The sequence below is a fragment of the Undibacterium sp. MH2W genome (genome assembly GCF_049340215.1).
In the GTDB taxonomy this organism is placed as follows: domain Bacteria; phylum Pseudomonadota; class Gammaproteobacteria; order Burkholderiales; family Burkholderiaceae_D; genus Undibacterium.
The window spans coordinates 182,820-197,927 of record NZ_JBMPPA010000006.1 but is presented as its reverse complement, the minus strand read 5'-3'; the positions used below and the strand labels follow the sequence as shown (position 1 = coordinate 197,927).

Annotated in this window: 13 protein-coding genes; 4 read left to right on the top strand and 9 right to left on the bottom strand. The window is 49.7% G+C overall.

Annotation, left to right across the window (positions count from 1 at the left end; all coding sequences use genetic code 11):
• Positions 1–60: 60 nt before the first annotated feature.
• The 4 genes from xerD to ACO0K2_RS15545 all read right to left on the bottom strand — a co-directional run bounded on the left by xerD (position 61) and on the right by ACO0K2_RS15545 (position 3,847).
• The gene (gene xerD / locus ACO0K2_RS15560; RefSeq protein ID WP_423020437.1) at positions 61–990 is read right to left on the bottom strand and encodes a site-specific tyrosine recombinase XerD; all 930 of its coding nucleotides are present in this window, start codon (positions 988–990) and stop codon (positions 61–63) included.
• Positions 991–1,019: 29 nt separating this feature from the next.
• A complete protein-coding gene (locus tag ACO0K2_RS15555) occupies positions 1,020–1,517 on the bottom strand; it encodes a methylated-DNA--[protein]-cysteine S-methyltransferase (protein ID WP_423020507.1) in 498 nt (165 codons plus the stop codon).
• Positions 1,518–1,857: 340 nt separating this feature from the next.
• Positions 1,858–2,037 carry a hypothetical protein gene (locus ACO0K2_RS15550; protein WP_423020435.1) on the bottom strand — a complete coding sequence of 60 codons (180 nt, stop codon included), beginning with the start codon at positions 2,035–2,037 and terminating at the stop codon, positions 1,858–1,860.
• 817 nt (positions 2,038–2,854) lie between these two features.
• Complete coding sequence (locus ACO0K2_RS15545; protein ID WP_423020505.1) at positions 2,855–3,847, bottom strand: TRAP transporter substrate-binding protein; 993 nt, start codon at positions 3,845–3,847, stop codon at positions 2,855–2,857.
• 182 nt (positions 3,848–4,029) lie between these two features.
• On the opposite strand from ACO0K2_RS15545, the gene ACO0K2_RS15540 reads away from it, so the two are divergent.
• Both ACO0K2_RS15540 and ACO0K2_RS15535 read left to right on the top strand, forming a co-directional pair.
• Positions 4,030–6,015: an ATP-binding protein gene (locus tag ACO0K2_RS15540; protein ID WP_423020433.1), complete on the top strand. Its 1,986-nt coding sequence runs from the start codon at positions 4,030–4,032 to the stop codon at positions 6,013–6,015.
• Between the two features lie 137 nt (positions 6,016–6,152).
• On the top strand, positions 6,153–6,743 hold the full coding sequence (locus tag ACO0K2_RS15535) for a response regulator transcription factor (protein WP_423020431.1): 591 nt from the start codon (positions 6,153–6,155) through the stop codon (positions 6,741–6,743).
• A 98-nt stretch (positions 6,744–6,841) separates the two neighbouring features.
• Here the strand turns inward: ACO0K2_RS15535 and ACO0K2_RS15530 are convergent, their stop codons facing one another.
• Entirely contained in the window at positions 6,842–7,924 is a 1,083-nt protein-coding gene (locus tag ACO0K2_RS15530) for a calcium:proton antiporter (protein ID WP_423020429.1), read from the bottom strand.
• 360 nt (positions 7,925–8,284) lie between these two features.
• Here ACO0K2_RS15530 and ACO0K2_RS15525 point away from each other — a divergent pair, with 360 nt between their 5' ends.
• The gene (locus ACO0K2_RS15525; RefSeq protein WP_423020427.1) at positions 8,285–8,968 is read left to right on the top strand and encodes a MarC family protein; all 684 of its coding nucleotides are present in this window, start codon (positions 8,285–8,287) and stop codon (positions 8,966–8,968) included.
• 3 nt (positions 8,969–8,971) lie between these two features.
• Here the strand turns inward: ACO0K2_RS15525 and cadR are convergent, their stop codons facing one another.
• Entirely contained in the window at positions 8,972–9,403 is a 432-nt protein-coding gene (gene cadR, locus ACO0K2_RS15520) for a Cd(II)/Pb(II)-responsive transcriptional regulator (protein ID WP_423020425.1), read from the bottom strand.
• Between the two features lie 130 nt (positions 9,404–9,533).
• Between cadR and ACO0K2_RS15515 the strand changes: the two genes are divergently transcribed.
• Positions 9,534–11,915, top strand: coding sequence for a heavy metal translocating P-type ATPase (locus ACO0K2_RS15515; protein WP_423020423.1), 2,382 nt, complete (start codon positions 9,534–9,536; stop codon positions 11,913–11,915).
• Here the strand turns inward: ACO0K2_RS15515 and ACO0K2_RS15510 are convergent.
• The 3 genes from ACO0K2_RS15510 to ACO0K2_RS15500 are packed head-to-tail and all read right to left on the bottom strand — an operon-like array spanning position 11,882 to position 15,075.
• Entirely contained in the window at positions 11,882–12,205 is a 324-nt protein-coding gene (locus tag ACO0K2_RS15510) for a hypothetical protein (protein ID WP_423020421.1), read from the bottom strand. The genes ACO0K2_RS15515 and ACO0K2_RS15510 overlap by 34 nt on opposite strands.
• A 51-nt stretch (positions 12,206–12,256) precedes the next feature.
• Positions 12,257–13,795, bottom strand: a complete 1,539-nt coding sequence (locus ACO0K2_RS15505; protein ID WP_423020419.1) for a SpoVR family protein — start codon at positions 13,793–13,795, stop codon at positions 12,257–12,259.
• A gap of 8 nt (positions 13,796–13,803) precedes the next feature.
• On the bottom strand, positions 13,804–15,075 hold the full coding sequence (locus ACO0K2_RS15500) for a YeaH/YhbH family protein (RefSeq protein WP_423020503.1): 1,272 nt from the start codon (positions 15,073–15,075) through the stop codon (positions 13,804–13,806).
• Between the last annotated feature and the right edge of the window lie 33 nt (positions 15,076–15,108).

Here is a 15,108-nt window from a genome sequence, read left to right as displayed (position 1 = left end):
TGATTTGAACAACGTTCTACTGACCAAAAAAATGGCCATCGACGGATGGCCATTTTTTCTTTACAACCCTCGCGGATGATGGTCTGCATGGAGTTTCTTCAAACGTTCTTTTGCCACATACGTATAAATCTGGGTCGTTGAAATATCTGCATGCCCCAACAACAACTGAACCACCCGCAAATCCGCACCATGATTCAGTAGATGGGTCGCAAACGCATGACGCAAGGTGTGAGGCGATAAATGTAGTGTAATCCCCGCTTGTGCCGCGTATTTCTTAATCAAGACCCAAAACATTTGCCGCGTCATCGCACCACCGCGCGCGGTCACAAACAATGCATCGTCCACTTGTCCCTGCAAAATAACAGGACGCGCTTGCTTCAGATACTTTTCAAGCCAGACACGCGCCACCTCACCAAAGGGCACCAAACGCGTTTTGTCGCCTTTACCTGTGACACGCAATACACCCTCATTTAAACCCACCTCGACAGACTGCAGATTCACCAACTCCGACACCCGCAAGCCACATGCATAGAGTAATTCCAGCATCGTGCGATCACGTATACCAAGCGGGCTATCATCGGGTGCCGCCAACAATGCCTCCACTTGGCTTTCGCTCAGTGACTTAGGAAGACGGGTTGCCTGCTTTGCTGATTTCAGTTTGCTGCAGGGATTCACCGCGATCAGACGTTGCCTTAGTGCCTGCAAATAAAACCGCTTGAGAACACTTAAACGTCGATTGGCTGATGTTGCCTTCGACGTGGCATGTTTTGAGGTCATATAGTCGGCGATATCAGTGGCAAGAACTTGGTACAGATCTTTCTCTGCGTTAATGTGCAGCCACTCAGCAAATAAGCGCATATCACGCCGATAAGCATCGACCGTATTTTTCGCTAAACCATCCTCCAGCCATAATAGATCACAAAACTGGTCAATCTGCGCAGTGACCTTGTCGGGCAAAAGAATGGGTAAGGGTTGTTGAACTTGAGTCATCGAGGTAGGCGTTATGGTGAAAGCATTGTTCAAAGATACGCCGTGACACCCTCATGTGCCAATAGCCAGCGCTTCACGCCCAGATGAAAACCAGTTTCATCGTCATGGTGCGCAAATCCCCCCAAGCCTCCAGCCGCCGTCACGCGATGGCAAGGGATGACCAGAGGATACCAGTTAGCACCACACGCCTGACCAACAGCCCGCGGCGCAGATCGGATATGTTTCGCAATTTGTCCATAAGTAGCAACCTGCCCCCTTGGAACCGCAGAGATCGCCTGCCACACCCGCGCTTGAAAAGCAGTGCCTGCCGGCTTTAAGGGTAATGTGAATCGGAAATCAGGATCTGCAAAATAAGCCAAAATTTGACGAGCCGCCTCCTCCGCAACGGGATCTCTCGGTGCCTTTTCATTAAACCGAGGTGGCAAATAGACCAACTCAGTGATGAACTGCTCTTCTGTCCGAATTCCCATCGCGCCGAACGGGGCATGGATCACTGCAGAAAAAATGGCGGCTTCCTGGTCTGACATAGTGTATTTCAGCGTATCAAAGCTCACAGCATAGCGGATCATTGTGAAAAAAGGGAATCGCGCAACGACCTGTGAAGGGATTTCTATTATCCCGTCATTCTCAGCCTCTATCTTTTCGTCATCTTCTACCTCTATTTTCTCGTCATCCTCCACCTGTATTTTCTCGTCATCCTCCGCCTCTATTTCTTTCGTCATCCCCTGCCTGCATCTTTTCGTCATCCTCCACCTCTATTTTTCTCGTCATCCTCCGCGAAAGCGGAGGATCCAGTGCGCGAACGCGCTTTGTCACTTTTGCAGGTGCTAATCACGAAAAGGCGCTACCGCGCCACTGGGCTCCCGCCTACGCGGGAGCGACGAAAATATGTGCGGGAGCGAGGAAAATAACTGCGAGAGTAACGAAATTGATGGGGGAATCAACGAAAGTGCCAGAGGGAGCGAAAAAGTCATCCTCCATCTCTATCTTTTCATCATCTTCTGCCTCTATCGATTCGTTATCCTCCACCTCTATTTCTTTCGTCATCCTCTACATCTATTTTCTCGTCACCCTCCACCTCTATTTCTTTCGTCATCCTCCGCGAAAGCGGAGGATCCAGTGCGCGAACGCGCTTTGCCACTTTTGCAGGCGCTAATCACGAAAAGGCGCTACCGCGCCACTGGGCTCCCGCCTACGCGGGAGCGACGAAAATAACTGCGAAAGTGACGAAAGTGATGGAGAAATCAACGAAAATGACGGAGTGAGCGAAGAGGTCGAGAGCGGAAGTGAGGAGAAGGACGGCGTAAGCGACGTGATAGCGGCGCTGTAGTTGGGAAAGTCGAGGCGGAAGCGGTAGGAATAATGAAAAAACAGCCCAAAAAGAAAAAAAGGCGCATCATCGATGCGCCCTTAAAATTTATCTCGCGTTTTCGGCTGTTTAGTTTGATGTGGTACCACATCAACTCAGCTTGTAATAAAAACGCGCGTCTCCTCAGTGTACGGTATGAGTACCGTTTTTTCGCACTACCGCCTTTTAATCCTGTCTTTTGATCAACTGCAAATTTCAAATCTGCGCAGAATATAGCACGACCTAATACCAGTGACACAAAAAAACTAAGTAAAAACACGCATGTGTTGCATATATGTAAAACGCATTAAAAAACCCAGAAAATGTGGTAAACATTTTTCGATTTTCATTTTATTGCGTTAAATCAACTTTAGGTGATCTATCGATCCTTATCAAGTGAAATCAATGCTTCACACGACTCTCAACCATCTGAAATACGGGCGCACTTTCATCGATTGCCATATAGAAACACCTTGGTAAACATCGCTCCGTTAAAAAAGGGTTCCTTTAACAATGTTATTGGTATCCAAATTTAGCAGCTTCTTTGTTGATACTACTCACGAGTTCTTTGCCAATCCGTTGCTCAAATTCTTTCTGCACAGGCAATAGTTCCTTTCGCCACGCATTCTTCTCCTGCGGCGTCAGCGCATAGACCTTTGTTTTCCCTGTCTTCTTAATGGCCTCTAAGGCGCGGTCATTTTCCTGCTGCGCGATCGTGTTAGCGTAGGTCGTTGCCTCTGCCATCGCCGTGTTGAGTTCATCACGAATGTCTGTTGGTAACCCATCCCAGAATTTTTTGTTCACAATGACGGCGTAGCCAAGATACCCATGGCCCGTTAAGGTCATGTGTTTTTGGACTTCATACATTTTTTGGGTATAAAAATTGGAGGGTGGGTTTTCGGTGGCATTGACGAACCCACTTTGCAGCGCTTGATACGCCTCGGAAAACGCCAACACTTGCGGCACGGCACCGAGGGTCCGCATTTGTACGTCAATCACTTTGGAAGATTGAATACGAACCTTCAAGCCCTTCATATCGGTTGGCGAGTGCACTGGGCGGTTTGCAGAAATATCTTTAAAACCATTATCCCAAAACGCGAGTCCCGTGATCCCTTTGGGCTCTAATTTGCTTAACAGACTGCGCCCAATCGGCCCCTGTGTCACGCTGTACAACACTTCCTTGGAAGGAAAAATGTAAGGCACATCAAATACTTCAAACTCTTTAATCCCCAGCGGGCCGAATTTCGCCAGCGACGGCGCCAGCATCTGAACCGCCCCTAACTGCAGCGCTTCTAATTCTTCTTTATCTTTGTATAAGCTACTATTGGGAAAGATATCTACTCTGACGCGACCGTGGGTGGCTTTTTCGGCGAGTTCTTTAAACCGCTGCGCTGCTTCACCCTTAGGCGTATTGCTGGCGACAACGTGACTGAATTTAATGACAAGTGGTGACTGCGCAGACGGTATCGATTGCGCATAGGCGGAGATGTGAGTGGTGAACGCAGTGATGAAACATAAGAAAGCGTATTTGATTTTCACAACTGTCTCCAATGTAATTGCCAAGTACATTGGCTGATTCATTATTCAGAAATAAAGTTTAACCAACAAGTGTGGAAAACCACAAGCGCATGCCGGAGACAGCGGTCGTTTGTCGCTAGTGCTCACCGCACTTGTCCATTACACTGTAACGCATGAAGATTTTCGACATTACGCGTACCTGGTCAAGAGAAAAATGGCGTTGGATCATTCCGATCCTGCTCATTTCACTTTTTCTTGCCACCCTGATCTGGTTACCATTACAAGCACAAAGGATGGAAGCCAATGAGCGCCAAGAGCAACTCATTGCGGACACCTTGTGGGTCGAGCATGCAATTCAGTTTCAAATAGACCGCAACGACGAAATGTTACGCCAAATTGGTGCTGACATTATGGGTATTGGTTTAAAACCGGCAGAAGTCCTTGAACGTTTTGAGCGTTTGCGTAACAGCAATCACGAAATTTCTAGTCTTGCGTGGTTTAACCATCATAACGCGCTTGTGACCGCTAGTACCGAGGATGGCCCCTCGGGAAAGCACGTGCCTGATCTGCCATACCAAGAATCTGGGACCTTAGAATTTGATATCCGTACTCGTTGCTTTACACCAACATTAGATGATCAATTTGCTAAAGCGGAGAAAAATTCCTACATCATCAACTGCCAAATTCCCCTCATTAAAGGCAGCAAGCACTTTGGTCGCATTATCATTACGTATCGCGCCAATGGCATTTTAGAAGAGCTGGTTCCTTGGTGGTTTGCGCAAGACAACCAAATCTCGTTGGTGGATATCGATGATAAAGTCTATGCAACACGCGCCTCTGCTGGCTTGGGGAAAAACGTCTATACCCATAACCGCACGTTAGATCTACCCGATCTGCCGCTTGTTTTGCATACCAACAGCAACAAAAGCGAACCGAAGCTCCTAGCAAATCTGCTGGTCTCGGTGGTGATTGTTTTGTCGCTGGGCCTCATCTGGAGCCTCGCTGCGCTTTGGCGCGATATTAATCGTCGCTTAGCCACTGAGGGGGCACTCCGACAACAGGTGATTTTCCGTACCGCCATGGAAAACTCGCTTGTCACAGGCTTGCGCGCGCGTGACATGCAAGGTCGTCTGACGTACGTCAATCCCGCGTTTTGCACAATGGTCGGCTTCCCTGCGGAAGAAATTATCGGTCGTCTCCCCCCCATGCCCTACTGGGCACCTGAAGCCTTTGCGGAGTACAAACAGCGCTTTACTGAGCTCCTTGCTGGCACCGTTCCATCCAATGGCTTTGAAACCATTTACCAGCACGCCAACGGTACCAAAATTTCCGTTTTGATTTACGAATCAGCGCTGATTGATGAAACTGGCAATCAGACGGGATGGATGAGCTCCATTCTCGACATTTCTGAACTCAAACGCGCACAAGAACTGACCCGCCAACAAGAAGAAAAATTGCATGCGAGCGCACGTCTTGCCACCATGGGAGAAATTGCCTCGATGCTCGCCCACGAGCTGAACCAGCCTTTGGCCGCCATTTCTAGCTACACCACTGGGGCGATGAATATCCTCGAGACCGAGAATGCAGACAATAATCTGCTCATCGGTGCACTGAGCAAAGTCAACAACCAAGCCCAGCGCGCCGGGCAGATTATTCGTAGCGTGCACGAATTCGTTAAAAAACGGGAACCTACCCGCGAGCAAGTCGATATCTGCGAGCTGATACAAAACACGATGCCATTAATAGAATTACAAGGGCAGGCATCGCATATCTCTCTGCAATGGCTACCGACAAAAAATTTACCCAAAGTACTCGCCGACAAAGTGCTCATTGAGCAAGTTCTCTTAAATCTCACCCGCAATGCCATCGAAGCAATGCACGAAACACCTGCCGGACAGCGCAATCTGCGGATTCAGGCAAGTCTGGATAAAGAGGTCGATCAAGTCGTGGTCGAGGTTGTTGACCGCGGTTCTGGTATTTCAGAAGCCATTGCAGAACGCTTATTTTCGCCTTTCTTTTCGACAAAAGCGTCGGGAATGGGCATGGGACTCAATATCTGTCGTACTGCGATAGAATTTCATGGTGGTAAACTCACGCACAGCGATAACCCTGCTGGTGGTACTATCTTCCGCTTTGCCTTACCGGCATATCGCGATTAACGATGCGGTAATGCCGCGGCTAGCCAAGGTCCAGACGCGCCACGGCAACAGGGTGAGCGGGCGCGGGCCTTCGCGGCATACAATAGCAAGCTTTCACACCACAAAGTATTGAAATTCAAAGAAGTTGGGGAGACACCATGCTACACATTATTGACGATGAAGATGTCATCCGTGACTCGCTGTCATGGCTGGCACGTTCACGCCAGATCGCTGCCGTTGGCTACAGCAGCGGCGAGCAATTTCTGACAGCCCTTGCCCAGCCTTTACGCTTTGATCAGGCTGGCGACTGCCTATTGCTCGATGTGCGCATGCCTCAACTCAGCGGTATTGGACTATTTGACATTCTCTCTGAAAAAAAACTCACCAAACGATTACCGGTCATTTTTCTGACAGGGCATGGTGATGTGCCGATGGCGGTTGATAGCTTAAAACGCGGTGCATTCGATTTTTTTGAAAAGCCGTTCAATGACAACAAACTCATGGATCGCGTACAAGAAGCACTCGCTTTGTCACGTGAGGCTGGTTTAGCGGCGGCTGTACACGACAGACTAGCCAGCCTGTCAGCCCGTGAAAAAGAAGTGCTCGACCTGATTTTGCAAGGAAAAATGAACAAAGTGATCGCCGATCACCTTGGCATTAGTATGCGAACCGTTGAAGTACATCGGGCACATATTTTTGACAAAATGCAAGTCAAGACAGCCGTAGAACTCGCAGGCATCCTCAAATAAGCCATTCGCTTTCATTGAAAATGTCTGGTCAGGCGATGGCTAACCCATAGCACACATAGCACACATGGGACCCATCGGGAGCGTTGTGCATCCTTAGGCTACGGCACAATCGTTGTGAACAGATAGACCGCAAAAATCACAAGGTGAATCGTTCCTTGCATAATCGTTGTACGCCCGGTGCCGAGCGACAGCGTCGTGATCATCAGTGAGAGCAACAATAACACGGTCGATTTCGCATCGATCCCGAGACTTAACTGCCAGCCAGTGATCAAGGAAATAATCGCTACAGCAGGAATGGTTAAGCCAATGCTGGCCAACGCCGATCCCAACGCCAAATTAATACTGGTTTGCAGCCGGTTAGCGCGTGCTGCACTCAGGGCCGCAATTCCCTCAGGCAACAAGACGATCATCGCAATAATAATACCGACCAATTCTTTTGGCGCGCCCACTGCGGCCACAGCGAACTCTAAATCGGGGGCGAGCGATTTGGCCAACAGCACCACCGCGACCAAACACACAATCAACAGGCCTGCGCTGCACCACGCAACCTTGTTCGATGGTTTGGGTGCATGCACTTCTTCATCACTGACAGCCACTTCTGGTAAAAAGTAATCGCGATGTCTTACTGTCTGGATCAACACAAAGGTACCGTACAGGACGACAGAAACGATGGCGATAAACGCTAACTGGCTAGGACTATAAAAAGGCCCCGTCACCGTAGACGTGAAATTGGGCAACACCAAGGTCAGCACAGCGAGTGCAGCAAGTGTTGCCAGAGACGTACTCGCGCCCTGCAAGCCAAAACTTTGCTCGCGGTGACGAAGGCCACCAAATAACAGGCACAGGCCGATGATTCCAGTGAGAATAATCATAATGGCCGCAAATACCGTATCGCGCGCGAGACCCGCCGTCGTGGCACCGCCCGATAACATCAGCGAAACAATCAACGCCACCTCAATCAGGGTCACTGCGAGCGCCAGCAATAATGTGCCAAATGGCTCGCCAATTTTATGAGCGACAACCTCAGCATGATAAACCGCAGTCAATACGCCACCAAAGAGGGCAATCGTAAGCACCACGGCGTACACTGAGCCCAGATGCAGCATATTGCCAGCCAATGCAAGCCAGGAGAACACCGGAATCAATACTGACCAGCGCGGCAAAACGGGGGTAATTGTCATCGTTACTTCCTTTTGTCATGAGATGGAATGCACAGAAACACTGCGCAAAACTACGGCAAATTCAACCGTGATATTGGCACTATTTGCCAAACAATGCCGCCAATTCTAGCTGGCTTCCCTTGTTATCAGACCTTTTTAGTTGCGTTTTGTTCAATGAATCGTCGATCAATACACCCAGTCACCGGCACCGCAACGCATGCCATGATCGCTCATCGATCCAGAGCGCGCCACCGTCAGCACAACGAAAATGAAGATAATACCGAGGAATTTGCCAATTTAAAGCGATACACGTTGCAAAGATGAACACGAGTACCGACGCGGACTTTATAATCACACGCTAAGCGTTTTCTGGAGTCATTCATGAGTGTTGCGATCAACGCATTCTTAAAAGCATTAGTCGTCGTGCCGATCACGGTCTTGCCTATTTTAAATCCTATTGCCGTAGCGCCTATCTTTCTATCGATGACAGGGCCAATCGATCCTGCCTTGTCTAATCGCCTCGCAAAACGGATTGCGCTTAATTGCTTTTTCTTGTTGATGGGTGCGGTCTTTATTGGTTCTTATGTGCTCGATTTTTTTGGCATCTCGATTCCTATCGTGCGTGTCGCTGGCGGTATTGTTGTCGGGATGGCAGGCTGGAAACTGCTCAACGACCAAAGTGAGGATAAATTGCTCAACTCGGTTGCAGCCAGTCATGGTGGCACCTGGAGCCAGAATGAATTACGTCGCCGTAGTTTCTATCCTTTTAGCTTTCCGCTCACCGTTGGTCCGGGGACCATCGCGGCCTCCATCACGCTGGGCGCACAAATGCCGCATAAACCCGTCGATTTTTTGCTGACCAGCCTCGCGTCCGCGATTGGTGTGTTGTTGACGACGCTGGTGATTTATCTGTGCTATCGCTTTGCCCGTAATATGGAAAAATTCTTGGGCGACGTGGGTGCAACGGTCTTAATGCGCTTATCGGCGTTTATTTTGTTGTGTATCGGCATCGCTATCGGCTGGGCGGGTATTTCCGATTTGTTCGCTGAACTCGCTGCACAGTAAGGTTTATTTGCTCTCCGCATGGCAGGCGCACGCCTCGCCATGCGCGGCCGACACTAATTCGTGCAATATCCCACATTCTTTCCCGTGGTGACGGTCATCACACCGCGCCCGCAGTTGGCTCAACTGCTTCTCTAGTGCCTTCATACTTTTAAGACGTGCTTTCACACGGGCGATCTGTTGATCAATCAAATGATTAATATCGCCGCAATCTTCTGCCGGGCTTTGGATAAACGACACCAGCCGCCGGATATCCGCTAACGGAATATCGAGTGCCCGACAGTGCCGGATAAACGATAAACGCTCTAAATGCTCCGCGGTGTAACTGCGATAACCATTTTCTTCCCTGGCAGGAGCCGGCAGGAGCGCTTGCTTTTCATAGTAGCGGATCGTTTCAAGATCAACGCCTGTCGCACTGGCTAATTCACTGATACGCATGGTGTTTTCTCTGTAGTTCTATCATTAAGCACATGACAACATCCTCCTAACAACGCGACAAACAATTTCCTTGACCCTGTAGTGACTCCAGAGTCTACACTAGTTTTAACTTCTCTGAATTGGAACTACCATGACGCAAGACTCCTCCTGCTGCGGCCACGATCACGGGCTTGTCGACCATCCTCTCGCTCCTACACATGATCATCATCACGATGGTCATGCGCATCATCATGGTCACAGTCACGAGAAGAAACATGAACATCATGAACATCACGATCACCATGGGCATGATCACAAGCACGGTCACGCATGTAGTCATGACCATTCACACGCCGCGCCGTCTGCGTCAGAGAAAGCCGTCGTGCCAGCCGATGCCAAACGGCTTCGACTGCACATCGCTGATATGGATTGCCCGACCGAGGAAGCCTTAATTCGTCGCACAATGACGGGAATGCCTCATGTGCTAGGGTTAGATTTCGATTTACTCAACCGCATTCTGACGGTGCATCACTACCAGCAGGAACCCGCTGAAATCCACGCTAAGCTCAAAGCGTTAGGCATGTCTGGTACCGAATTAGCTGAAGGTGAGAAAGCCGCTGCTCCCGCAACGCCATCCAAAGCGCAGTATTGGAAAGTGGCAGTTGGCGTCATTACTGCCGCGGCCGCAGAAATCACTGCTTGGATGACAGGCAACGATACCTCGCTGCCGGTTGCCCTGTTAGCAGTCACAGCGATCTTGGCTTGCGGTATGCCGACGCTCAAAAAAGGGTGGATTGCATTGCGCCATTTCACGCTCAACATTCACTTACTCATGACAGCCGCCGTGATGGGTGCGCTGGCGATCGGACAATGGCCAGAAGCAGCGATGGTCATTTGCTTATTTGCGGTGGCAGAAATGATCGAAGCGGCCAGTCTCTTACGTGCCCGTGACGCCATCAGTGGTTTGCTAGCCCATGCACCTGAGACCGCCCTTGTGCAGCAAGTCGATGCTAGCTGGCAAGCGATTCCCACTAACGAGGTTGCAGTAGGTGCCTTGGTGCAGTGTCGTCCCGGTGATCGTATCGCATTAGATGGCACCATTGAAGCGGGTCAATCGCATGTCAATCAAGCAGCCATCACTGGTGAAAGTATTCCCGTTGAGAAACGTATCGGTGATATCGTTTATGCGGGAAGCCTGAATCAATCGGGTGCGATCCAGATTCGCGTTTCCGCTGCTGCCAATGCAACGATGCTCGCCCGTATCGCCCAGTCCGTGCAAGATGCACAAAGCCAACGTGCCCCGATGCAAGGGTTTGTCGACAAATTTGCAGCCGTCTACACACCCAGTGTTTTTCTCTTTGCTGTCCTGATGGCCCTCGTACCACCCCTTGCTTTACACCATAGCTGGCATGAGAGTCTCTATCGCGCTCTGGTATTACTGGTGATCGCTTGTCCTTGCGCCCTGGTAATCTCGACTCCCGTCACGGTGGTCAGTGGTCTTGCGCTTGCAGCGCGGCGCGGTATTGTGGTGAAAGGGGGGTTATTTTTAGAACATGGGCGGCAACTGAAAACGCTGGCTTTTGATAAAACAGGCACGCTGACCGAAGGCAAACCGCGGCTCACAAAAACCATCAGCTTGGGCAATGAAAGTGAAGCCACTCTCCTGCAACTGGCGGCAAGTCTGGATGCGAATTCAAGTCATCCTTTGGCGCATGCGCTGGTTGAAGCCTGCACAACGGGGCTCTTACCCGCATCAGAAATCACCCTCGTGGAACAAGGTCGTGGTCGCGGTATCAGCGGCACCATCGATGGCATTCATTATCAATTAGGCAATCGTGCTTTGGTGGAAGCCTTAGCGATCAATATAAGCACGGATCAGCAGCAATTATTGGACCGGGAAGTCGCTGCCTTAGAGAAATTAGGTAACACCATTATTTTCCTATGCAGCAATCAATCCTTACTGGGGTTGCTCGCCATTGCAGATCAAGTCAGAGCTACCAGCAAGCAAGCCATTGAAGAATTGCATGCTCTTGGTATTTCAACGCTGATGTTGACTGGCGATAACGATCACACCGCGCAAGCCATTGCTGCGCAGACGGGCATTACGGATGTACGCAGTCAGTTGTTGCCACAGGATAAGCTCGATGCCGTGAAACAACTTGCGGATCAGGGTGTGACTGGCATGACAGGAGACGGGATTAACGATGCGCCCGCCTTGGCTCGTGCGCATATTGGTTTTGCGATGGCAGCAGGAAGCGACACTGCATTAGAAACCGCCGACGTGGCGCTGATGCAAAATGATTTGCGAAAGCTGCCAGAGTTTATTCGGATTTCTCAAAAAACCAGCGCCATCCTGTGGCAAAACATTGGCTTTGCCTTGGTAGTGAAATTTATTTTCTTTGCGCTGGCGTTAAGTGGTCACGCGAGCCTGTGGATGGCGGTCTTCGCCGACACCGGCACCAGCTTGTTGGTGGTGCTCAATGGTGTGCGGCTTCTGACTTACTCGGATTCGCTCGCATCTCCAGCACGCTGAGCGGATTCACTGATCATCAAGGCATGTTCGACCTGGGTCGATTCGTCACCGATGCGGCTCTGCCAAGCGCGCAAAAAGTAGCCGATTTCTTGGGAAGTCGGTGCTACATGCCAGATCACCATCAGCGTCCCTTTGTGATCATGAAGCTTTGCGAGCTTTTCGATACATGTGGTATTGCCGTCCAGATCGGCTAAGCCGGCCGCATAACCATACACGCGGCTGAGACGCTCAATACGATCTGGCTCGGTTTCGCTGTTCGTTGCAGAAATCTTCGGGTAATCCAAAAACATAATGCTTTCTCCATCGTGTTGGTATCCGCTTCATTCTATCTGAAGCAGTCCTTAACGGCTACGTTTTTCCCATTTGCATTCCTGGCGTGCCAACACTTTATTTTGCGTATCGACAGTTTCTAAAAACACATCAAACCCCCACAAGCGTGCGACATGCTTGAGCATTTCACCCGTTTGGGCATTGAGTGGACGACGCAGGTATTGCATGTGTCGCAGCGTCAATGAACGATCCCCTTGCATATCCACCGACCAGACCTGGATATTCGGTTCACGGTTTCCCAGATTGTATTGCCCAGCGAGCTGTTGACGAATATAGCGATAACCGCTCTCGTCATGAATGGCAGAAATCTGCAACTTGTCCTTGCTGTCGTCATCGAGAATCGCAAAGAAATGAAAATCGCGAATCAGCTTCGGCGATAAGTACTGAGCGATGAAACTCTCGTCTTTAAAGTTTCGCATCGCAAACTGCAAGGTCTGCCGCCAATCACTCCCTGCCAGATCAGGAAACCATTCGCGATCTTCAGCCGTCGGTTCTTCACAGATGCGACGGATATCCCGCATCATGGCAAACCCTAAGGCGTAAGGATTGATCCCGTTAAAATAACGACTGCTCACTGGCGGCTGGTAGACAACATTGGTATGGCTCTGTAAAAATTCCATCATAAAGCCATCACCGACAATGCCTTCATCATAGAGCTGATTGAGAATGGTGTAATGCCAAAAAGTCGCCCATCCTTCATTCATCACTTGCGTTTGTCGTTGCGGATAAAAATACTGCGAAATTTTCCGGATGATGCGCACGATTTCACGCTGCCACGGTTCTAAGAGCGGCGAATATTTTTCAATAAAATACAGTAAATTTTCTTGCGGCTCTTGCGGAAAGCGCCGCTCCTGGACGCTTTCTACAACTTCCGGCCGCCGAGGCAAGGTCCGCCACAGGTCATTGACTTGGGATTGCAAATAATTTTCGCGCTCGGCCTGACGCTCACGTTCTTCCGTCAATGAAATCCGCGCAGGACGTTTGTAGCGATCGACGCCATAATTTTGTAATGCATGGCAGGAATCGATGATCAGTTCTACTGCTTCAGCGCCATGTCGCTGCTCGCAATCAGCGATGTAGTTTTTTGCAAATACCATATAGTCGATAATGGCATCCGCATCGGTCCATGTACGAAAAAGATAATTGCCTTTAAAAAACGAATTGTGCCCATAAGCGGCATGGGCGATCACCAAGGCCTGCATCGTAAGACTATTCTCTTCCATCAGATACGAAATGCAAGGATTGGAATTAATCACAATCTCATAGGCCAAGCCCATTTGACCACGTCGATAACTTTTTTCGGTGGATAAAAAATGCTTACCAAACGACCAGTGGTTGTAGGAGACGGGCATGCCTACCGAGGCATACGCGTCCATCATCTGTTCGGCGGTAATGATTTCGAGTTGATTGGGGTAGGTATCAAGGCCGAATTGCTCTGCGACCCGACGAATTTCTTCATGCGCCTGCTCGATCAGTTCAAACGTCCATTCCGATTGCTCTGGTAATGCACGCGGATGTCTAAGCTTAGGCGTGTCATGTACGGTTTCCATGATGAACCTCAATTCGGCTGTTTTTTGAAGAGTTCTCTAAATACAGGATAAATATCGGCGGGGGACTCTATTTTTTGCATCGCAAAGTGCGCATGTCGCGCCGCCACTTGCTCGTATTCAAGCCATAAGTTTTGCGGTTCGCCTTCGGTGATTTCAACATAGGCGTAATACTGCACAAGTGGCATTACTTTGCTCACCAATAATTCGCGGCATTGAATTGAGTCGTTGTCCCAATTATCACCATCCGATGCCTGTGCAACATACACGTTCCAATCGCTGGCAGCGTAACGATCTTGAATGGTTTGCGTCAGCAAATTCAACGCAGACGACACGATCGTGCCACCGGATTCGCGCGAATGAAAAAACGCATCTTCATCGACTTCTTGTGCCGTCGTATGATGTCGGATAAAAACGACCTCAATTTTTTCATAGGCGCGAGTAAGGAACAAATACAGCAAAATAAAGAAGCGTTTTGCGATATCTTTTTTTTGTTCATCCATCGAGCCGGACACGTCAAGCAAGCAAAACATGACACACTGGCTTGCAGGTTTGGGCACCTTGATCCGGTTACTGTAGCGGAGATCTAACGGATCTAGAAATGGAATCGCCAACAGCCGCGTACGAAGATGATGTATTTCATGTTTCAATTCAACGACACGAGGATCAGTGAACGTTGCGCCTGTATCCAGCAATGCAGTGAGCTCGGATTCTGCCTCTTTCAAGCGCCGTGACGACTTACCACCGACCGCAATCCGACGCCCCATGGCACCACGTAAGGAACGCAATACATGCAAACTAGAGGCCGTTCCCGATGTCTTATAGCCAGCACGTTGGCTTTTAAAATCGGTGGTTGATGTCAGTTGTGTTTTCACCATATTCGGTAATTCGAGGTCTTCGAAGAAATAGTTCATAAATTCTTCGCGACTCAGCTGAAAGACAAAATCGTCTTCCGCTGGATCCTCGCTATTACCACCCTGCCCTTTACCACTTCCCCCTCCGCCCCCTTTAGGACGCGCAATCTGGTCGCCTTTTTGATATTCCTCATTCCCCGGCTGCACTCCCTCCCACACACCACCATGGGCATGACCAAAATTGGGCTCATTGACATCCTTGACCGGAATAGAAATACGTTCTCCGCTTTCGATATCCGTAATCGAACGCCCTTTTACTGCCCGCGCAACCGCCTCTTTAATCTGCCCTTTATAGCGTCGTAAAAATCGCTCGCGATTGGGGGCAGATTTATTTTTACCTTGAATACGTCGGTCAATCAGATGAACCAAAATGCTCTCCCGTTTGCCCTGAATGTCACTACC